General features: G+C 66.9%; 16 protein-coding genes. 13 read left to right on the forward strand and 3 right to left on the reverse strand.

Features of this window, described 5'->3' with window-relative positions; all coding sequences use genetic code 11:
- Positions 1 to 175: 175 nt before the first annotated feature.
- The 6 genes from LQZ87_RS01840 to LQZ87_RS01865 are packed head-to-tail and all read left to right on the forward strand — an operon-like array spanning position 176 to position 6,155.
- Positions 176 to 1,408, forward strand: a complete 1,233-nt coding sequence (locus tag LQZ87_RS01840; RefSeq protein ID WP_230101734.1) for a four-carbon acid sugar kinase family protein — start codon at positions 176 to 178, stop codon at positions 1,406 to 1,408.
- A complete protein-coding gene (gene pdxA, locus LQZ87_RS01845; protein ID WP_230101735.1) occupies positions 1,405 to 2,454 on the forward strand; it encodes a 4-hydroxythreonine-4-phosphate dehydrogenase PdxA in 1,050 nt (349 codons plus the stop codon). The genes LQZ87_RS01840 and pdxA overlap by 4 nt, the downstream gene beginning before the upstream one ends.
- A 34-nt stretch (positions 2,455 to 2,488) precedes the next feature.
- Complete coding sequence (locus tag LQZ87_RS01850; RefSeq protein WP_230101736.1) at positions 2,489 to 3,445, forward strand: aldo/keto reductase; 957 nt, start codon at positions 2,489 to 2,491, stop codon at positions 3,443 to 3,445.
- Between the two features lie 40 nt (positions 3,446 to 3,485).
- On the forward strand, positions 3,486 to 4,262 hold the full coding sequence (locus LQZ87_RS01855; RefSeq protein WP_230101737.1) for an SDR family NAD(P)-dependent oxidoreductase: 777 nt from the start codon (positions 3,486 to 3,488) through the stop codon (positions 4,260 to 4,262).
- Positions 4,263 to 4,275: 13 nt separating this feature from the next.
- Positions 4,276 to 5,184 (forward strand): 2-dehydropantoate 2-reductase, encoded by a 909-nt coding sequence (locus LQZ87_RS01860; protein ID WP_230101738.1) that lies wholly within the window; start codon positions 4,276 to 4,278, stop codon positions 5,182 to 5,184.
- Positions 5,181 to 6,155 carry a DUF4862 family protein gene (locus LQZ87_RS01865; RefSeq protein WP_230101739.1) on the forward strand — a complete coding sequence of 325 codons (975 nt, stop codon included), beginning with the start codon at positions 5,181 to 5,183 and terminating at the stop codon, positions 6,153 to 6,155. The genes LQZ87_RS01860 and LQZ87_RS01865 overlap by 4 nt, the downstream gene beginning before the upstream one ends.
- On the opposite strand, the gene LQZ87_RS01870 is transcribed toward LQZ87_RS01865, so the two are convergent.
- Positions 6,144 to 6,908, reverse strand: coding sequence for an IclR family transcriptional regulator C-terminal domain-containing protein (locus LQZ87_RS01870; protein WP_230101740.1), 765 nt, complete (start codon positions 6,906 to 6,908; stop codon positions 6,144 to 6,146). The genes LQZ87_RS01865 and LQZ87_RS01870 overlap by 12 nt on opposite strands.
- A 122-nt stretch (positions 6,909 to 7,030) precedes the next feature.
- Between LQZ87_RS01870 and LQZ87_RS01875 the strand changes: the two genes are divergently transcribed.
- The 4 genes from LQZ87_RS01875 to LQZ87_RS01890 are packed head-to-tail and all read left to right on the forward strand — an operon-like array spanning position 7,031 to position 11,326.
- Positions 7,031 to 7,897 carry a transketolase gene (locus tag LQZ87_RS01875; protein ID WP_230101741.1) on the forward strand — a complete coding sequence of 289 codons (867 nt, stop codon included), beginning with the start codon at positions 7,031 to 7,033 and terminating at the stop codon, positions 7,895 to 7,897.
- Complete coding sequence (locus tag LQZ87_RS01880; protein WP_230101742.1) at positions 7,894 to 8,877, forward strand: transketolase C-terminal domain-containing protein; 984 nt, start codon at positions 7,894 to 7,896, stop codon at positions 8,875 to 8,877. Before LQZ87_RS01875 ends, LQZ87_RS01880 begins: the two co-directional genes overlap by 4 nt.
- Before the next feature lie 10 nt (positions 8,878 to 8,887).
- Positions 8,888 to 10,321: an NAD-dependent succinate-semialdehyde dehydrogenase gene (locus LQZ87_RS01885; RefSeq protein WP_230101743.1), complete on the forward strand. Its 1,434-nt coding sequence runs from the start codon at positions 8,888 to 8,890 to the stop codon at positions 10,319 to 10,321.
- A gap of 12 nt (positions 10,322 to 10,333) precedes the next feature.
- On the forward strand, positions 10,334 to 11,326 hold the full coding sequence (locus tag LQZ87_RS01890) for a Gfo/Idh/MocA family oxidoreductase (protein WP_230101744.1): 993 nt from the start codon (positions 10,334 to 10,336) through the stop codon (positions 11,324 to 11,326).
- Here the strand turns inward: LQZ87_RS01890 and LQZ87_RS01895 are convergent.
- Entirely contained in the window at positions 11,283 to 11,975 is a 693-nt protein-coding gene (locus LQZ87_RS01895; protein WP_230101745.1) for an RraA family protein, read from the reverse strand. The genes LQZ87_RS01890 and LQZ87_RS01895 overlap by 44 nt on opposite strands.
- Before the next feature lie 13 nt (positions 11,976 to 11,988).
- Positions 11,989 to 13,485 (reverse strand): FAD-dependent oxidoreductase, encoded by a 1,497-nt coding sequence (locus tag LQZ87_RS01900; RefSeq protein ID WP_230101746.1) that lies wholly within the window; start codon positions 13,483 to 13,485, stop codon positions 11,989 to 11,991.
- 201 nt (positions 13,486 to 13,686) lie between these two features.
- Between LQZ87_RS01900 and LQZ87_RS01905 the strand changes: the two genes are divergently transcribed.
- From LQZ87_RS01905 to LQZ87_RS01915, 3 genes are all read left to right on the forward strand, one after another.
- The gene (locus LQZ87_RS01905; protein ID WP_230101747.1) at positions 13,687 to 14,613 is read left to right on the forward strand and encodes a dihydrodipicolinate synthase family protein; all 927 of its coding nucleotides are present in this window, start codon (positions 13,687 to 13,689) and stop codon (positions 14,611 to 14,613) included.
- Between the two features lie 54 nt (positions 14,614 to 14,667).
- Positions 14,668 to 15,945, forward strand: coding sequence for a hypothetical protein (locus LQZ87_RS01910; protein WP_230101748.1), 1,278 nt, complete (start codon positions 14,668 to 14,670; stop codon positions 15,943 to 15,945).
- Between the two features lie 68 nt (positions 15,946 to 16,013).
- Positions 16,014 to 17,027 carry a LacI family DNA-binding transcriptional regulator gene (locus LQZ87_RS01915; protein WP_230101749.1) on the forward strand — a complete coding sequence of 338 codons (1,014 nt, stop codon included), beginning with the start codon at positions 16,014 to 16,016 and terminating at the stop codon, positions 17,025 to 17,027.
- Positions 17,028 to 17,269 lie beyond the last annotated feature (242 nt).

Below are 17,269 nucleotides of genomic sequence, written 5' to 3' on the forward strand. Positions count from 1 at the left end.
GCTCAGACTACTCTCCGCACGATCGACCCCGCGCACGCTGTCGCGCATCGATCACAGCCACACGCTTGCCCTCGCGACCACATGATGTCAAGATGATCGAAACGTGCGCGGCTCGTATCGGCTGAAGTCTTGGAATCGATACCAATGCGCACGACTCCGTCTGGAAGGAACCAGCGTGCAGCGCAGCGCAACCGACGTCGTCGTCATCGCGGACGACCTCACCGGTGCCGCCGAGTCTGCCGCAGCGCTCAGCAACGCCCATCCTGAGGTGCCCGTCCATCTGCTGTCGCAGGCTGGCACGGCGCCCCGGTCAGACCCGACAAAACCCGCGGTAATCGATACCAACTCCCGCGCGGCCACAGCGTCAGAGCTTCCCGCCCTGCTGGAATCGCTGCGTCCAGCGCTCGCCGGCCGCGACATCGTGGTGCGGAAGGTCGACTCGCTGCTACGAGGCCATTTCGCCGCCGAGACCGAGTGGATGCTCGGTCTCGGCCGACCTGTCATCGTCGCGCCCGCGCTGCCTTCGGCCGGTCGCGCCGTCCACCAGGGACGAGTTCTCGTCCGCGGCGTGCCTCTCGCCGAGACGAGCACCTGGTCCATCGAGCTCACGCGCCCGCCGGAGACCATATCGAAATCGTTTTCCGTGTCGTCGCGAACACTGCCGCTCGATCTCGTCCGGGCGGAGCCAGAGCAGCTCATCGCCGCGATCGCAGAAGCGCCAGGCATCATCGTCTGCGACGCCGAGAGGACCGATGACCTGCGCCGAATCGCCGCGGCAGCACTGTCGTTCGATGAGCCCCCGGTGCTCGTGGGAGCCGCCGCACTGGTCTCCGCGGTCGCCGGAGAACTCGCCCCGACCACCTCGAGCACGCTCCCTCCGCCGATCACGACGACGCGCGTGGCGTTCATCATCGGCACATCGGAGCCCACGGCCCGCCGCCAGATCGATCGTCTCGAGGGCATCGGCGCGGCGGTGCTGCGCCTCTCACCGAGTGCGCTTCTCGCCGGCGACCCCGCCCTCCGCACCGAGATCGCGCACGCGCTCGCGCAACCCGTCTCGGTCGTGACGTTCGATCACGCATCCGACTTCGACCCGGCCAAAAGCGCCGAGCTCGCCGACGCACTTGCCCAGGCAATCGCTGACGCACCGGCACTCTCACCGAATACCTCGTTCATGCTCAGCGGAGGACAGACTGCGCGCGCCGTTCTCGATCGTTGGGGGGTCAGAGCCCTGACGATTCGCGCCGAGGTCGACCGCGGCGCCGCGCAGGGGCTGACCGATAACGGCATCCCGGTCATCACGAGACCCGGCAGCTTCGGGGATGCCGACAGTCTCGTGCGCTTCGCACGCGAGCTCTCCGGCTCCACCGCATCCGACACATCAATCCATCGAGAGGTCACGAGATGAACGAACGCACAGCATCCGACCGGCCCCTGATCGCCACGACCATGGGCGACGGTGCCGGTGTCGGTCCCGAGATCACGGTCGCCGCAGCTCTGGATGCCGAAGTCCTGGAGCGCTCCCGCCCTCTCGTCATCGGCGACGCACGCCGGCTGCGACAGGCGGCCGCCGCCCTCGGGCTCACCGCCGACATCGTCGCGATCGATGATGTCGGCGACGCGGAGTTCACGCCAGGGCGGATCAACGTGATCGACCTCGAACTGCTGCCCGAGGACCTGCCGTGGGGTCAGCTCTCGCCGGTCGCCGGCGATGCCGCCTTCCACTACGTGCGGGTCGCCAGCGAACTTGCGACGGCGGGCGAGGTGGACGCGATCTGCACGGCCCCGCTGAACAAGGAGGCCCTGCACGCCGCCGGCCACAATTACCCCGGTCACACCGAACTCCTCGCCGCTCTGACCGGCACCGACGAGGTCTCGATGCTCCTGTCGACGCCGAAGGTCAAAGTGATCCACGTGACGACGCACATCGGCCTCATCGACGCCGTCGCCAAGATTGAACCCGGGCTCGTCGAGCGCACGATCCGCCGAGGACTCACGGCGATGCGCGGCACGGGCATCGCCCGCCCGAAGATCGGCGTCTGCGCGATCAACCCGCACGCGGGCGAGAACGGCCTGTTCGGCTACGGCGAAGAGGAAGAGAAGATCGCCCCCGCCATCCGCGTCCTGCAGGCCGAAGGCGAGGACGTGCACGGCCCTCTCCCGGCCGACACGGCGTTCTTCCTCGCGGGGCGGGGCGACTACGACCTGATCGTCGCCATGTACCACGACCAGGGTCATGGCCCGGTCAAGGTGCTGGGCATCGAAGCAGGCACCAACATCACCGTCGGTCTTCCCGTGATCCGCACGTCCGTCGACCATGGCACGGCCTTCGACATCGCCGGCAAGGGCATCGTCGATGTCCGGAGCATGATCGAGGCGCTGCGACAGGCCGCCGAGATGTCGCAGGCGAGCACCGCCGCGCCTCCGACAGGACCGGGAACGCGGGAGAACTGACGTCGAGCACGGCTGCATCGAAAGGGATATCACCATGACAGGCCTCACCACCATCGCCCCCCTGGTCCTCGGCACGATGACCTTCGGCGACACCACCGACGAGGACGGCGCCAGAGAGATCATCGAGCGTTCGCTCGAGGCGGGCGTCACCTGGATCGACACGGCCAACGCCTACTCCGCCGGAGAATCCGAGTCGATCATCGGGCGCGTGATCGGAGACCGAGACGACGTCATCCTGGCCACCAAGGTCGGCCAGCCCCACCCCGAGGTCGGAACCGAGTCGCTGCTGCGCCCCGACGTCGTGCGCAAGTCGGTCGAGGGGAGCCTGCGCCGGCTGCAGCGTGAGCACGTCGACATCCTCTACCTGCACAGGCCGGATCGCTCGACGCCGATCGCCGACACGCTCTCGACCTTCGCCGAGCTCGCGGCGGAGGGAAAGATCGGCGCCGTCGGCATCTCGAACTACTCGGCGTGGCAGACCCTCCAGGCGACGAACGTCGCCGCAGAGGTGGGCGCACCGCCCATCGTCGTCGGCCAGCAGATGTACAACCTCGTCGCCCGCCGTGTCGAGGAGGAGTACGAGGAGTACGCGCGCGTCGCGTCTCTCCCCACGATGATCTACAACCCGCTCGCGGGCGGACTGCTGACCGGTCGGTACAGGTTCGATCAGAACGCCGACGAGGGCCGCTTCTCCAGCGCACGAACAGCTGAACAATATCGCGACCGCTACTGGGACGAACGCTTCTTCTCCGCCGTCGAACAGCTCACGGCGATCGCCGACGACGCCGGCATCCCGCTGCTCGAACTCGCCCTGCGGTGGACGATCTCGAAACCGATCACCCAGTCGGTGCTCCTCGGCGGCTCGAAGGTCGAGCAGGTCACGTCGAACATCGAACTGCTCTCGCGCGGACCGCTGGGTGCCGATGTCGTCGCAGCCGCGGATGCCGTCGGCGCAGAGCTGCGCGGCCCGATGCCCGCGTACAACCGATGACCCCCCTGTCAGACCGCTCACCATCGCCCACGGAGAAGCCATGACCGAGACCAGCACGTTTCCCGAAGCCCGCACCGTCGTGATCACCGGCGGGGCCTCCCCCCGCGGCATCGGACGCGTCACCGCGCGGCGTCTCGCCGCCGACGGGTGGGCCGTCGCGATCATCGACATCGACGAGACTCAGTCCCGCGGAGTCGCCGACGAGATCGCCGAGGAATTCGGGGTACCGACCATCGGTGTCGGAGCCTCGGTCGCCGACGAGTCTCAGGTGCGCGCCGCGTTCGATCGGATCGAGGCGGAGATGCCGCAGCTGGTCGGCCTCGTCAATATCGCCGGAGTCAGTTCGCCCGTCCCGTTCCTCGAGGTCACGGTCGAGGAATGGGAGCGCGTCTTCGCGGTCAACATGCGCGGTGTCTTTCTCGCCACCCGACGGGCCGCCGAGTCGATGGTGAAGAACTCCCTCGGCCGCATCGTGTCGCTCTCGTCGATCTCGGCGGAACGCGGCGGCGGCACCTTCTCGAAGGTGCCGTACTCGGCGAGCAAGGCGGGTGTCGTCGGGTTCTCTCGGGCCGTAGCGCGCGAGCTCTCTCCGCTCGGGGTCACCGTCAACGCCGTCTCGCCCGGTCCGATCGACACCGACATCATGGGCGGCACCCTGACCGACGATCGGAAGCAGGATCTCAGCCGTGACGTGCTCGTCGGCCGGGTGGGGCGCCCCGACGAGGTCGCGAGCCTGATCGCCTATCTGCTCGGTGACGATGCCGGGTACATCACGGGTGCGAACTACGACATCAACGGGGGTCTGCACTTCTCATGACCCTCCTCTTCTCATGACGACCGTCGCCGTCGTCGGCCCGGGCGCGATCGGATCGACGATCGCGGCATGGCTGACGCAGGATGAACGCCTCGACGTCACGATCTGCACGCGAAGTCACCGCGACTCCCTCCGTATCGATACGCCGACCGGTCGCATCGCGGCGAACCCTGCGGTGCTCACGGTCGCGAACGATGCCTCGCCGGTCGACTGGGTGCTGTTCGCCGTCAAGACGTATGACGTGCAGTCAGCCTCGGGATGGCTCGGCCGACTCGTGTCACCCCGGACGCGCGTGGCCGTCCTGCAGAACGGCGTCGAGCACGTTGCTCGATTGCGCCCGTATGTGCCTGAGCAGCAGATCGTGCCGGTCATCGTCGACATTCCGGCGCAGCGGATGCCGGACGGTACCGTGCGACAGGCGACCATGGGCACCCTCGTCGTTCCACATGGCCCCGCCGGATCAGCGTTCGTCGACCTGTTTTCCGCGACGCCGATCGAGGTGTCCACCACCGACGACTTCGTCTCCACCGCCTGGACCAAACTCTGCCTGAACGCGGCCGGTGCGGTCGGTGCGCTGCTGAAGCAACCCGCCGGCATCGCGCATCAGGAGCCGGTCGCCGAGATGATCCGTGAAGTGGTCGCCGAGACGATGCTCGTCGGGCGCGCAGAAGGCGCCGTGCTCAGCGATGACCTCCCGGAGCTCGTCGTCACGCGCACACGCGAGAACCCGCCCCTCTTCGCCAATTCGATCATCGCCGATCGCATCGCCGGGCGCCGCACCGAGGTCGAGGCCCGCAACGGCGCCGTGGTGCGCGCGGGAGCAGTCCACGGCATCCCCACCCCGCTCAATGCGATGCTCACCGCACTCGTGGGCGCGGACCCCGTGCCCGGGTTCCCTGAAGAAGAACGGACGACCACTGCATGAGAACAGTCATCGGCTCGTACGGCACCCCGCCGCGCCCGCTCCGCACCGACGCCGAGTTCGGGCTGTTGAGCGCAGGGGCGCTCGCCATCCCAGGCGTCGACGGTCTCGAACTCCCCTACATCGGCTCTCACTCGCCCTGGCAGGATCCGACTCGGCTCGGCGACGGCCGGCACGTCCTCACCACGGTTCCCGCCACGATGACCGCCGTGCAGGAGCAGCCGCGGTTCGGACTCGCCTCCCCTGATGAGGACGCGAGGCGCGCCGCGCTGCGGCTGATCGACGAGGCTCGCGAATTCGTCGAGGCGGTGAACTCCGCGCCTTCGAATTCCGATCCATCGGGCAGAGCGCGGATCGAGACCGTCCAGCTGCACAGTGCCCCTGGGGCCGGCCATTCGACTCCGGATGCGTTCGCGCGCTCTCTCGACGAGATCGCCTCATGGGAGTGGCACGGCGCGGACCTCGCGATCGAGCACTGCGATGCCTTCGTGGCGGAGCATCCGCCGGCCAAGGGCTTTCTCACCCTGGAGCAGGAGATCGCCGCTGCGGCAGAACGCGACCTGGGCATCGTGATCAACTGGGGCCGGTCGGTGATCGAGACGCGCACGGCCGACGGCGCGGTCGATCACATCGCGGCCGCCGCCGCGCAGGGCTCACTCACCGGGGTGATCTTCTCGGGCTGTGCAGCGGTCGCCGGCGCGTACGGCGACGTCTGGGAAGACCGTCACCTCCCGATCCGCGACTGGGGCGCGGGTCCGCTGTCGGATGCCGCCGAGGCGAGCCTCCTCTCCAGAGCCGAAGTGGAACGCTGCGTGAGACTCGCGCTCCAGGTGCCGGGTCTTCAGTACTTCGGCGTGAAGGTGAAGGCGCCGGCGATCGCCGAGCCCACACAGTGGCTCGACGTCGTCGCAGGCAACTTCGCCGTGCTCACCGAGACGATGTCAGCAGTGGGCGCCGGCGACTCAGAGTCCTGACACCGCCCCGGCGTGCTCGGCCAGGAACACGTCGACCGCGTCGCGGAGCCGCGCGCCACAGTCGTCGACGACGGCTGGATCCAGCAGAGAACCCGAGATGCTGACGGTGTAGATGTCGCCTCCCACGGCCAAAGCCGACCCGACGCAACCGAAACCCAGGTGGTACTCCTCGCGCTCGATGCTGTATCGCCTGGCCGTCGTCGCCTCCAGATCGGTTCGAAGCACGTCGAGCTCGGTGATCGTCTTCGTCGTGTACGGCGAGAGCCCTCCGATGCCGTCGAGAAGAGCCGACCCGGCGAGCGCCGTGGCCGCTTTGCCGCCTGCCGTGGCGTACAGCGGCATGCGTGTGCCGACGGCGGAGTAGCCGACCGTCGGCGCGACGGGGTCGACCTTGTCGATGATGGTGATCATTCCCGCGCGCAGCATCCCGATGTGCGCCGTGGCATGGAAGTCGTGCACGATCGGGGCGACCAGAGGACGAATCGCCGGCACGATGTCGATCGATGCGAGGGCTGCCTGGCCGAGCTCGACCAGGCGCGTGCCGAGCACGTACTCCATGTCGCCGTTCGCGCGACGCACCAGCGCGTGTCGCTCGAGCACGCGCAGCGCACGCAGCACCGTGCTGGAGTTGGCATCCAGTTTCTCCGCCATCTCGCCCAGTCTGCTTCGCGGATGCCTCTGCAGGATCGTCAGAATCTCGAGCGCGCGATCGACGCTGCCCAACTCGTATCGGGTGGTCGGCTTCTCGGTCACCACAGCCCCATCGTCATTTGCGCATACCGGCACGCAGGCCGTAAACTTCAATATACACAATTCGTTTGCGCTATGTGAAATTATGCGCAATTCCGTCGTCGATGCCGGAAGGGCACAGGAACATGCACAGCGACGTGGCACAGGCCAGATCACTGAACACGAGCGAACTCGAAGAGATGGCGACCCGCATCCGCCGCTCCATCGTCGAGATGCTCGAGAAGGCCGGCAGCGGCCACAGCGCCGGCCCCCTCGGGATGGCCGACATCCTCACCGCCCTCTACTTCCGCATCCTCAGGCACGACCCGCAGAATCCGGACTGGGATGAGCGAGACATCTTCCTCCTGAGCAACGGCCACACCGTCCCCGTGCTCTACGCGGCCATGGCGCACTCCGGCTACTTCCCGGTCGAGGAGCTCGACACGCTGCGCCGCTTCGGATCACGCCTGCAAGGCCATCCGGAGCGGACCTCGCTACCCGGACTCGAGAGCACCAGCGGCCCGCTCGGCAGCGGCCTGTCCCAGGGCGCCGGCTACGCGCACGTGCTGCAGCACATCGACCGCGATCCGCACCGCTTCGTGTACGTGATGATGGGCGACGGCGAGCTCAACGAGGGCAACATCTGGGAAGCGGCGATGTACGCCGGAAAGTACCGACTGCGCCAATTGATCGGCATCGTCGACCGCAACTACATCCAGATCGACGGATCGACCGAAGAGGTCATGCCCCTGGAAGACCTGCGCGGCAAGTGGGAATCGTTCGGGTGGCATGTTCTCGAGATCGACGGCCACAGCATGCAGGCGATTCTGGATGCCGTGGGCACGGCGAAGGCCGTCAGCCACAAGCCCACCGTGATCATCGCGCACACCGTCCCCGGTAAGGGCGTCCCCTTCATGGAGTACGACCACCGCTGGCATGGGAAGCCGCCGAACCGGGCCGAGGCCGAAGAGGCGCTCGCCGGACTCCCCCTCGATGCAAAGGCAGAAGCATGAGCGACTACGCGTTGAACCCCGACCTCTACTCCGACGACGTCGTGCGCGAGCCGATCCGCGCGGGCTTCGGCCGAGGGCTGCGCGACGCCGGCGCCCGCGACGAGCGCATCGTCGCGCTGTGCGCCGACCTCACCGAGAGCACGCAGATGAGCCTGTTCCAGGAGGAGTTCCCGGATCGCTTCATCGAGGTGGGAGTCGCCGAGCAGAACCTCGTGACGGTCGCCGCCGGCATGGCGCGCGCGGGAAAGATCCCGTTCACGAGCAGTTATGCGGCGTTCAGCCCCGGCCGCAACTGGGAGCAGATCAAGACGACCGCAGCACTCAACGATCAACCCGTCAAGGTCGTCGGCTCGCACGCGGGCCTCAACGTCGGCCCGGACGGAGCGACCCACCAGATGCTGGAAGACATCTCTCTCATGCGCGTCATGCCCAACATGGTCGTGATCGCTCCCGGCGACAGCGTCGAGGCGGAGAAGGCCACGATCGCGATCGCGGCGAACGGCAAACCCAGCTACCTTCGCCTGGCTCGCGATAAGACGCCCGTCTTCAGCACGGAGGACTCACCGTTCGAGATCGGGCGCGCGTACGTGCTCCGTCAGGGCACGGATGTGACACTGGCCGGAACCGGCACCCAGACCTACGAGCTGCTCGTCGCGGCGAAGATCCTCGCCGAGGAGGGCGTGGACGCCGAGGTGCTGCACGTGCCGACGATCAAGCCGCTCGACGCGGACACGATCCTCGCCAGCGTGCGGAAGACGGGCCGAATCGTCACGGCAGAAGAGGCGCAGCGCGCCGGTGGCCTGGGCGGTGCCGTAGCCGAGTTGCTCGGCGAACGGCTTCCGCGCCCCATCGTGCGTCTCGGGGTCGACGACCGGTACGGCGAGAGCGGCACGCCGGCCGAAGTGCTCGATGCGTACCGGCTGACGGGTCGGCACCTCGCCGATTCCGTCCGGTCGTTCCTCGGCCGCGAGTTCGATTGACGGAGGAACCATGTCTGAATCGCGCCTCACCCAGCTCTTCATCGACGGCGAATGGAGATCGGGTGGCAGCGGCGAGACGTTCGCGGTCGTAGACCCCTCGGACTTCACCGAGATCGCACAGTTCGCCGTCGCGACCGAAGAGGACTGCGTCGCCGCGGTGGATGCCGCCGAGCGCGCCTTCGAGGACTGGGCGCTGACCGCCCCACGCGAACGCGGAGAGCTGCTGCGGTCGGCGTTCGAGATCATGCGGCAAGAGCGCGAGGAGATCGCCGACACCATCGTGCGGGAGAACGGCAAGGCGTTCGCGGATGCACTCACCGAAGTCGACTACGCGAACGAGTTCTTCCGGTGGTTCTCGGAGGAAGCCGTGCGCATCTCGGGCGACTACCGCTTGTCGCCGCGCGGCGACAAGCGCATCCTCGTGTCCCGCGAACCGATCGGGGTCTCGCTCCTGATCACTCCGTGGAACTTCCCTGCCGCGATGGCGACCCGTAAGATCGGGCCGGCGCTCGCGGCGGGATGCCCCGTCGTGCTCAAGCCGGCACGGGAGACGCCCTTCACGGCGGCACACATCGTCGGCATCCTGGAGCGCGCCGGCGTACCTCGTGGCGTCGTGAACCTCGTGACGCCCGTTCCGACGGGACCGGCGGTCAGCAGGATGCTGCACATGCCCGCCGTACGCAAGCTCTCTTTCACCGGGTCGACGGAGGTGGGCAGGCTGCTGCTGCACGAGGCGGCGGACACGGTCGTCAGCTCTTCGATGGAACTCGGCGGCAATGCGCCGCTGCTGGTGCTCGAGGGCGCCGATCTCGACAGCACCATCGAGGGCGCACTCGTCGCGAAGATGCGCAACGGCGGGTCGGCCTGCACGGCCGCCAACCGCTTCTACGTGCACCGCTCTCTGCATGACGAGTTCGTCGACCGCCTCAGCCGCGCGCTCGACGGGTACCGGGTCGGCCCCGGACGCGACCGCGGCAATGACCTCGGAGCGCTGGTGTCGCGCGGTGAACGCGACAAGGTGGCCCAGCTCGTCGATCGTGCGGTCGATGAGGGCGCCCGGATCGTCCAGGGCGGAGGCTCAGCGGAGGACGGCGCGTTCTACGAACCCACGGTCGTGGTCGACGTGCCGCACGGAAGCGAGATCAATCGCACGGAGATCTTCGGGCCGGTGGCGGCTGTCGTCGCGTTCGACGACGTCGACGAGGTGGTGCGAATGGCCAACGACACGGAGTACGGGCTGATCTCGTACGTGTTCGGCGAAGAGCGCGAGGCGATGCGGGTCGCGCATCGCCTCGACGCAGGGATGGTCGGGGTCAATCGGGGCGTACTCAGCGATCCGGCCGCCCCCTTCGGGGGGATGAAGCAGAGCGGCCTCGGTCGAGAGGGCGGTTCGGAAGGCATCCTCGAGTTCATGGAGGAGAAGTACATCGGCCTTCCGGTGTGAGGAGGCACGTCGATGGGCAACATCAGATGGGGAATCGTCGGATGCGGCGATGTGACAGAGGTCAAGAGCGGCCCCGCTCTGCAGAAGGCGGACGGGTCGGAGCTCGTGGCGGTGATGCGGCGCACGCCGCACCTCGCGGAGGACTACGCGCGCAGACACGGGGTCCCTCGGTGGTCGGACGATGCCGATGCGATCATCCGGGCCGATGACATCGACGTCGTCTACATCGCCACTCACCCGGACACCCACCTGCACTATGCGGAGCGCGCCGCGGAGGCGGGCAAGGCGGTGTACGTGGAGAAGCCGATGGCGCGCAGCGCCGACGAATGTCGACGGATGCAGGATGCCTGCGACCGTGCCGGCGTGCCGCTCTGGGTCGCCTATTACCGTCGTGCGCTGCCCCGTTTCCGCAAGATCAAGACGCTGATCGACGACGGGGCGATCGGCGATATCCGTGCTGTCGCCTCACGGCGCTATCAGCGCGTACGTGCGGATGCCTGGCAGAACACGCCCGGCGCATCGGGAGGCGGCTACTTCTTCGACGCCGCGTGCCACACGCTGGACTTCCTGCAGTTCCTGTTCGGTCCGATTGAGCACGTGAACGGCCTCGCCTCGTCGCACGGGGCGATCGGCCCGCTGGAAGACACCGTGACGGCCTCGTACCGATTCGCCGACGGCGTGATCGGCAGCGGCACCTGGTGCTTCGACAGCGCCGACGACGAAGACGTGACGACCGTGATCGGTTCGGCCGGAACGCTGAGCTTCTCGGTCTCGGCGCACGCGCCCATCAGACTCGTGCGCCGCCGCCAGGCGCAGGAGTATCTGATCGACGACCCCGCGCACGCCCACCTGCCGCTTGTTCAGACGATCGTCGACGAGCTCCGCGGACGCGGAACGTGCCCGAGCACGGGCCGTTCTGCGCTCGCGACCGCAGAGGCCATAGACGCCATCCTCGCCGACGTCAGGAGCCGTACCCTCGATGGCTCTTGTACTTCTCCAACGTGAAGTCGTCGCCGGCGATGATGTCCATGTCGGCTCGCTCCACGCGACGCACGGCGTCGACCTCTTCGGGAAGACGGTCAAGTGTCTCCCACGGGATCACGACGATGCCGTTGCGGTCACCGTGCAGCAGGTCACCGGTGACGATGCGCTGACCGCCGATGTTGATCGGCTCGCCGACCGATGCGATCTCGTAGTTCGCGTGCGACACCACGGGAAAGCGCATGAAGTAGTGGAAGCCGATCTCGCGGACCTCGTCGACGTCACGGAGCGCGCCGTCGGTCACCATTCCGACGGCGCCGAGTCGCTGTGCGAGGCGTGACATGATCTCGCCGGCGTAGGCGACGCGCTCCGGCGCACCGCTGGCATCAGCGATGACGATCACGACGGGCCCCTCCATCGCGTCGAGCACCTCCCACATCCGCCAATAGCCTTCACGCTGCGCAGGCTCGCCCGGGGCGTTCGACATGGTCACGGTCAGGGCGCGGCCCACCATGGAGCCCAGTTCCGGATAGACGCTCTGGACATCACCGCCGATGAAGCCCTCGGTCCGATCGCGGATCGTGAACCGCTCGATGGCATTGGCGACGGTGGGACTGTCCACGCCGTTGAGGAAGGCGAGCTCCCCGTCGGTCAAGAGTCGTGTGGAGGTCATAGTCATCTCTTCTCTACTGGTTGCGGGGTTCCGCTTGGTTGCTCGGTTGATCGTTCGTGGTCTCGGATGCGGCCAGCGCCGCGCCCGCCAACCGTCCGGACGTCATGGCCCAGCCGATGTGATGACCGTGGCCCTTCAACAGCATTCCGCCCTGGCCCACGCCACCGACGGCGTACAGGCCCGCGATCGCCGAACCGTCGTCGCGGAGCACGCGGAGCCTGTCGTCGACAGAGATCGAACCTTCGGTGACCGTGAGCATGCTGTGCACGGGGCCCATCGCGATCAGCTCGCCGGTGAGTCCACTGCTGTCCACGGCGGACTGGAACGCACCGGGATCGACGCCGATCCGTGCCGCGAGCTCCGCGGCATCCGCACCTCGAGATATCAGATCGGGGCGACCCCGCGCGTAGTCGGAGAAGTAGGCGAATGCGATGCCGGGCGCCGTGGAGATGTGGTGCGGGGATGCATCGAACTCGGCGGCGAGGCGGCGGTCGAGAATGAGGAAGCCTCGTCCATGAGGCTGAAGGGCGAGCTCGTCGGCGGGATGCGCCTCTTGCCCGAACCGTTCGCCGGAGGCGTTGACGAGAATCGCTCCGCGGCGGAACATCTCGTCCGTAGGCGACATGTGCGATACGAGCAGCGACTTCACGACGGGCCGCAGAAAGGACGGCGGCACGTTGTTCGCAACGAGTGCCTCGAGCCGGCAGAACCAGCGCCACAGCGGAAGCCTGTCGAGCAGGCCGGGCTTGGGCGAGGCGGGGAATCGCAGTTGCGGGCCGAACAGCTTGTCCATGTGCTTGAGCTCCGCGCCGACGTCTGCGGCCATCCGGTGGCCGAACCCGAGCGCGTCGGGATTGATCGGCACCGCGCCGGCAGCGCTGCGCGACAGCAACTCCTCTCGCATGACCCGGTTGCCGCTGAAGTCACCGCTCGCGATGACCACGCCCCTGTTCGCCAGGAAGTCGCGCGGCTGACCGTCGACCAGTGCGCTTACGCCGACGACAGCACCATCCTCTTCCAGGAGCCGCTCCGCCTCGGCGCCCGTGATCACCGAGACCCCCGCCCTTCGTGCCGCTTCGTCAAGTCGAGCGACGTAACTGCGTGAGTTCGGGATGACGTTGTGCATGCGCGGGACGCGATGCGGATGCTCGGGGAACGGCCCCGCGAAGGCGACGCCGTGCTCGATCAGCCAGGCGAGCGTGCGGGCCGACTCGTGCGCGTAGAGCCGTCGCAGGTCGGGGGCGTCGCCGCTGAGAAGCTCTTCATCGAACTTCCACATGTCCTCGACGAGATGATCGGGATCGTCGACGATGCCGCGACGTCGCTGAAAGGACGTCCCCGCGGCTGTCAGGGAACCGATCGAGAGCGCTGTGCTGCCACCGATCTCTGATCGCCGCTCTAGCAGAACGACGTCGGCGCCGCCCTCTGCGGCAGCGACCGCAGTGGCCAATCCTGACCCCCCGCCGCCGATCACGACGACGTCGGACGTATGTGGAACGGGACTCATCATTGATTCCATTCTTTCGGTACCGTTTTCAACAATAGACGGATCCAACCTTCTCGTCTACGGTTTACCCGCGGAAAAACAAGCTTCTCTCGATTCTGGCCTCTCGCTCGATCGGCTGAAATCTTAGAAAACGGTTGCAATGATCCGCTTTCAAGAGTTCAATGAAGGCATCAATCGCCTTTGGGCCAGAGCGAAGGGGCAAGGATGCCTGTACCCGATCTGCGCGGGGTCACCCCCGCGATCGTCACGCCGTTCGACGAGGACGGCGAGGTCGACTACGACAGTCTCGTGTCATACGCCGCATGGTTGAAAACGATTCCCGGAGTGACCGGGATCGTCACCAACGCGCACGCCGGAGAGGGCACGTCCCTCAGCGATGACGAGCGGACCGAGATCATCCGCGTGATCAAGAAGGAGGTGCCCGACCTGCACATCGTCGCCGGCGTCGGAGGCGAGGGCACGCGCGTGGTCGCCCGCGAATCAGAGCGCGCAGCAGAAGCCGGTGCCGATTCGCTGCTCGTCTTCCCCCCGCTGGCATCCCTGCGCTTCGGCTACCAGGACGGCGCAACGCAGGACCGCTACCGCGCGGTGTGGAATGCCGCGTCGCTGCCAATCACGCTGTTCAACTTCCCGAACGTGTCGCTCGCGACATATCAGCTGCCGCTGCTGCTCGAGCTGTGCGCGATGGACGGAGTGTTCGCCATCAAGGACGGTGCGCGTGACATGATCCGCTGGGACGTCGAGACGCCGATCATCCGTGCGCACTTCCCCGAGATCCAGATGCTCACCTGCCAGGACGAGTTCCTCCTGCACACGATGTGGGAATCCGACGGAGCCCTCGTCGGGTATGCCGCCCTCATCCCGGAGATGATGGTCGAACTCCTCGAGAACGCCAAGGCGCACGACTACGACGCGGCCAAGGCGACCTACGATCGGATGCGTCCCATCACCCGCGCGGTCTACCATCGCGCGTCGCACATCGAGTCGACCACCGCGATGAAGCTGGGGCTCGTCGCCCGTGGGATCATCAGAACAGCGACCGTGCGCTCACCGCTCATGCCGCTCGAGGCGGGTGCGGCGGAGAACATCCGCAGCACGCTGCAGACGGCAGGGGTCAGTCTCGCCAGCTGACGCGATTCGGGCTGCGCGACGCCCCAGCGGAGAGAGGAACCTCACACGAAGATCATGAACGCCGTCATGGCGGTGATCCTCACAGCGCTGGTGATCACCGTCGGCGTCTCCATCGCCGTCCCCCAGGCGACGCTGGTGGCCGGGGCGCTCACGCTTCTGGCTGCGGTGGTGGGTCTGCTGATCGTCCGCCGAGTCCAGTTGGTCATCTCGCTCGTCCTCGTCGGCTGCGGCATCGCGGCGCTCGTGGCCGGGCTGATACTGGGGCACGTTCCCACCGTCCCCGAGGCGCTCACGGTCAATCAGGATCTCATCGGGATGCTGGCATCAGTGTCGTTCCTCGGGCTGATCACCGGCGCCTCACCACCGCGAACGCCACGGTTCACCGGCGCGAAGGCGGTCTGGCGGACGGCCGCCGCGGTCCATCTGCTAGGTTCGGTCATCAACATCAGCGCGCTCAACCTCATCGGGGGAAGGCTGAGCGTCAAGGGCCGCCTGAGCCGGCTGAACGAGCTTCTGCTGTCTCGCTCCTTCTCGGCTGCGGCCTTCTGGTCGCCGTTCTGGGGAGCAAACGCTGCGGCGATCGCCTATGCACCGGGGGCGAAGACGAACGTGCTCGTCGTCTGCGGCCTCACCCTCACCGCCGTGGCATTCCTGTACAGCATCACCGCGGTGGTGCGTCGCTTCCGCGGCGAGCTCGACGGGTACCACGGCTATGCCCTCTCCGTCAGCACTCTCCAGGTTCCGATCGCACTGGTCGTTCTCGTGCTGACGCTGCATCTGCTGCTTCCCGATGTGCCCATCACGCGGTTGGTCCTGTTGAGCGCTCTCGGTGTCACGGTCGTCGTGCTGATGGCCCGATCGGCACGTACAGCGCCAGATCGGCTGGTTTCGCACATGCGCTTCGGCCTGCCGGGAATGACGAACGAACTCACCCTGTTCGCAGCGGCCGGGGTTCTCGCGATCGGCCTGAGCTCGCTGTTCTCCGCCGTTCAGCTCACCCTTCTCGTCACGGAGTTCACGGTGCCGGTGGCGTGGCTCGCCACCATCGTCATGGCTCTCATGTCTCTCATCGGCGTGCATCCGGTGATCTCGATCGCTGCGGTGGCCGCCATCATCGCACCGCTGCATCCCGATCCGACCCTGTACGCCATGTGCGGCATGATCGCGTGGGGTGGCTCGGCGGCCGCCGGACCGATCTCGGGCCTAAACATCTTCCTGAACGGACGATTCCAGGCCGACAACTTCGCGATCGCCCGCATGAACCTGCTATACCTGGTGCTGATCCTCACGCTGGCCGGGCCTGTTCTGATGCTCTGCAACCTGATGTCCTGAACAAGCGATATCGTTTCCGAACATGTCATGATCGCAAGAACGCGCGCATGACGATGGAAGGGGCAACCGTGGCGACCATACGAGATGTGGCCAGGCGAGCAGGTGTGGCGCCGGCTTCGGTGACGCGCGTGCTCAGCGATTACCCGAACGTGAGCGACGACCTCCGCGAGCGAGTCCTCGCCGCCGTCGAGGAGGTCGGATATCAGCCGGATCTCGTCGCTGCGGGGCTGCGTCGCGGGTACACGAAGACCGTCGGCGTGATGATCAACGACATCCTGAATCCGATCGTCGCGAAGTGGGTCGATATCATCGAGGAGGATCTGCGCGCCGCCGGATACGGCGTGATCCTCGCCCACTCGCGCGGCGAGGATGCGAACGACGTCGCCAACCTCAAGCTGCTGCATCAGCGGCGGGTAGATGGGCTCATCGCCTCGTTCGCATCGGATCAGAACGAAGAACTCGCCGCCATCCTCGCGAAGGTCGACGTGCCGGTCGTGCTCCTCGACCGGCAGATGAACCTCGACAGCGTCAGCTCGGTCGTGAGCGATCATTACTACGCCACGCGGGCACTCGTGGCGCATCTGATCGGCAACGGCCACCGTCGCATCGCGTTGTTCACCGGCCAGCCCAACGGTTATCCGAGCCGCGAGCGGGTCAGGGCACTTCAGGAGACCTTCTCCGAGTACGGCCTGCCAGTGCGGCACGATCTGCTCATATCCGGACGAGGCACCGAGGCGTATGCCGCCGAGGCGATCGCCACGATGCTGGAGCATCCCGAGCCCCCCACGGCCGTGATCGTCGGCAACGGAAACCTGTCGGCGCTCGCCGGAGCCCTGCATGAGCTGCGTCGCCGCGGCATCCGAATCGGAGAGAACATGGCGGTCGCCGTGGGCGAGGAGAGCGCGCTCGCATCGCTGCACTCGCCGGCGCTCACCGCGATCGAGCGCGACACGGTCGCGGTCGGACGAAGAGCGGCTGCAATGATGCTGAACAAGCTCGCGACCGGCTCATCGCGGAGCCATACGGTCGTGCTTCCCACGCGTCTCGTGATCAGGGAGTCGACGGACTGGGTGCTGTCGTGACCTTCGTGCGAGGCCAACGGGAGGCGATTACGACGAATCCCTTGCACTGCCAGATCATTTCGCCTAGCGTGAGATCACTCGCCCGACACCGCTTGTCGGTGCGGCTCTGAAAACGGTACCGAAAGAAGCAATGATGCTTACGAACCGCTCCGTCGGACGCACGACGTCCCCGACGCAGTCGACGCGTATTGCGCCGGGCGTTCTGGGCCGATGCGTGTCGCTGCAGCATGGCCGCGATGCGT

The organism is Microbacterium sp. Bi121, assembly GCF_918698005.1.
In the GTDB taxonomy this organism is placed as follows: Bacteria; Actinomycetota; Actinomycetes; order Actinomycetales; family Microbacteriaceae; genus Microbacterium.

What these genes read in the sequence shown, in the direction of transcription:
- LQZ87_RS01895 (WP_230101745.1), bottom strand. Translation starts at nt 11,975, where the DNA reads ATGACCTCCACACGACTCTTGACCGACGGGGAGCTCGCCTTCCTCAAC.
- LQZ87_RS01890 (WP_230101744.1), top strand. Translation starts at nt 10,334, where the DNA reads ATGGGCAACATCAGATGGGGAATCGTCGGATGCGGCGATGTGACAGAG.
- LQZ87_RS01860 (WP_230101738.1), top strand. Translation starts at nt 4,276, where the DNA reads ATGACGACCGTCGCCGTCGTCGGCCCGGGCGCGATCGGATCGACGATC.
- LQZ87_RS01855 (WP_230101737.1), top strand. Translation starts at nt 3,486, where the DNA reads ATGACCGAGACCAGCACGTTTCCCGAAGCCCGCACCGTCGTGATCACC.
- LQZ87_RS01880 (WP_230101742.1), top strand. Translation starts at nt 7,894, where the DNA reads ATGAGCGACTACGCGTTGAACCCCGACCTCTACTCCGACGACGTCGTG.
- LQZ87_RS01900 (WP_230101746.1), bottom strand. Translation starts at nt 13,485, where the DNA reads ATGATGAGTCCCGTTCCACATACGTCCGACGTCGTCGTGATCGGCGGC.
- LQZ87_RS01885 (WP_230101743.1), top strand. Translation starts at nt 8,888, where the DNA reads ATGTCTGAATCGCGCCTCACCCAGCTCTTCATCGACGGCGAATGGAGA.
- LQZ87_RS01850 (WP_230101736.1), top strand. Translation starts at nt 2,489, where the DNA reads ATGACAGGCCTCACCACCATCGCCCCCCTGGTCCTCGGCACGATGACC.
- LQZ87_RS01910 (WP_230101748.1), top strand. Translation starts at nt 14,668, where the DNA reads ATGAACGCCGTCATGGCGGTGATCCTCACAGCGCTGGTGATCACCGTC.
- LQZ87_RS01865 (WP_230101739.1), top strand. Translation starts at nt 5,181, where the DNA reads ATGAGAACAGTCATCGGCTCGTACGGCACCCCGCCGCGCCCGCTCCGC.
- LQZ87_RS01905 (WP_230101747.1), top strand. Translation starts at nt 13,687, where the DNA reads ATGCCTGTACCCGATCTGCGCGGGGTCACCCCCGCGATCGTCACGCCG.
- LQZ87_RS01875 (WP_230101741.1), top strand. Translation starts at nt 7,031, where the DNA reads ATGCACAGCGACGTGGCACAGGCCAGATCACTGAACACGAGCGAACTC.
- pdxA (WP_230101735.1), top strand. Translation starts at nt 1,405, where the DNA reads ATGAACGAACGCACAGCATCCGACCGGCCCCTGATCGCCACGACCATG.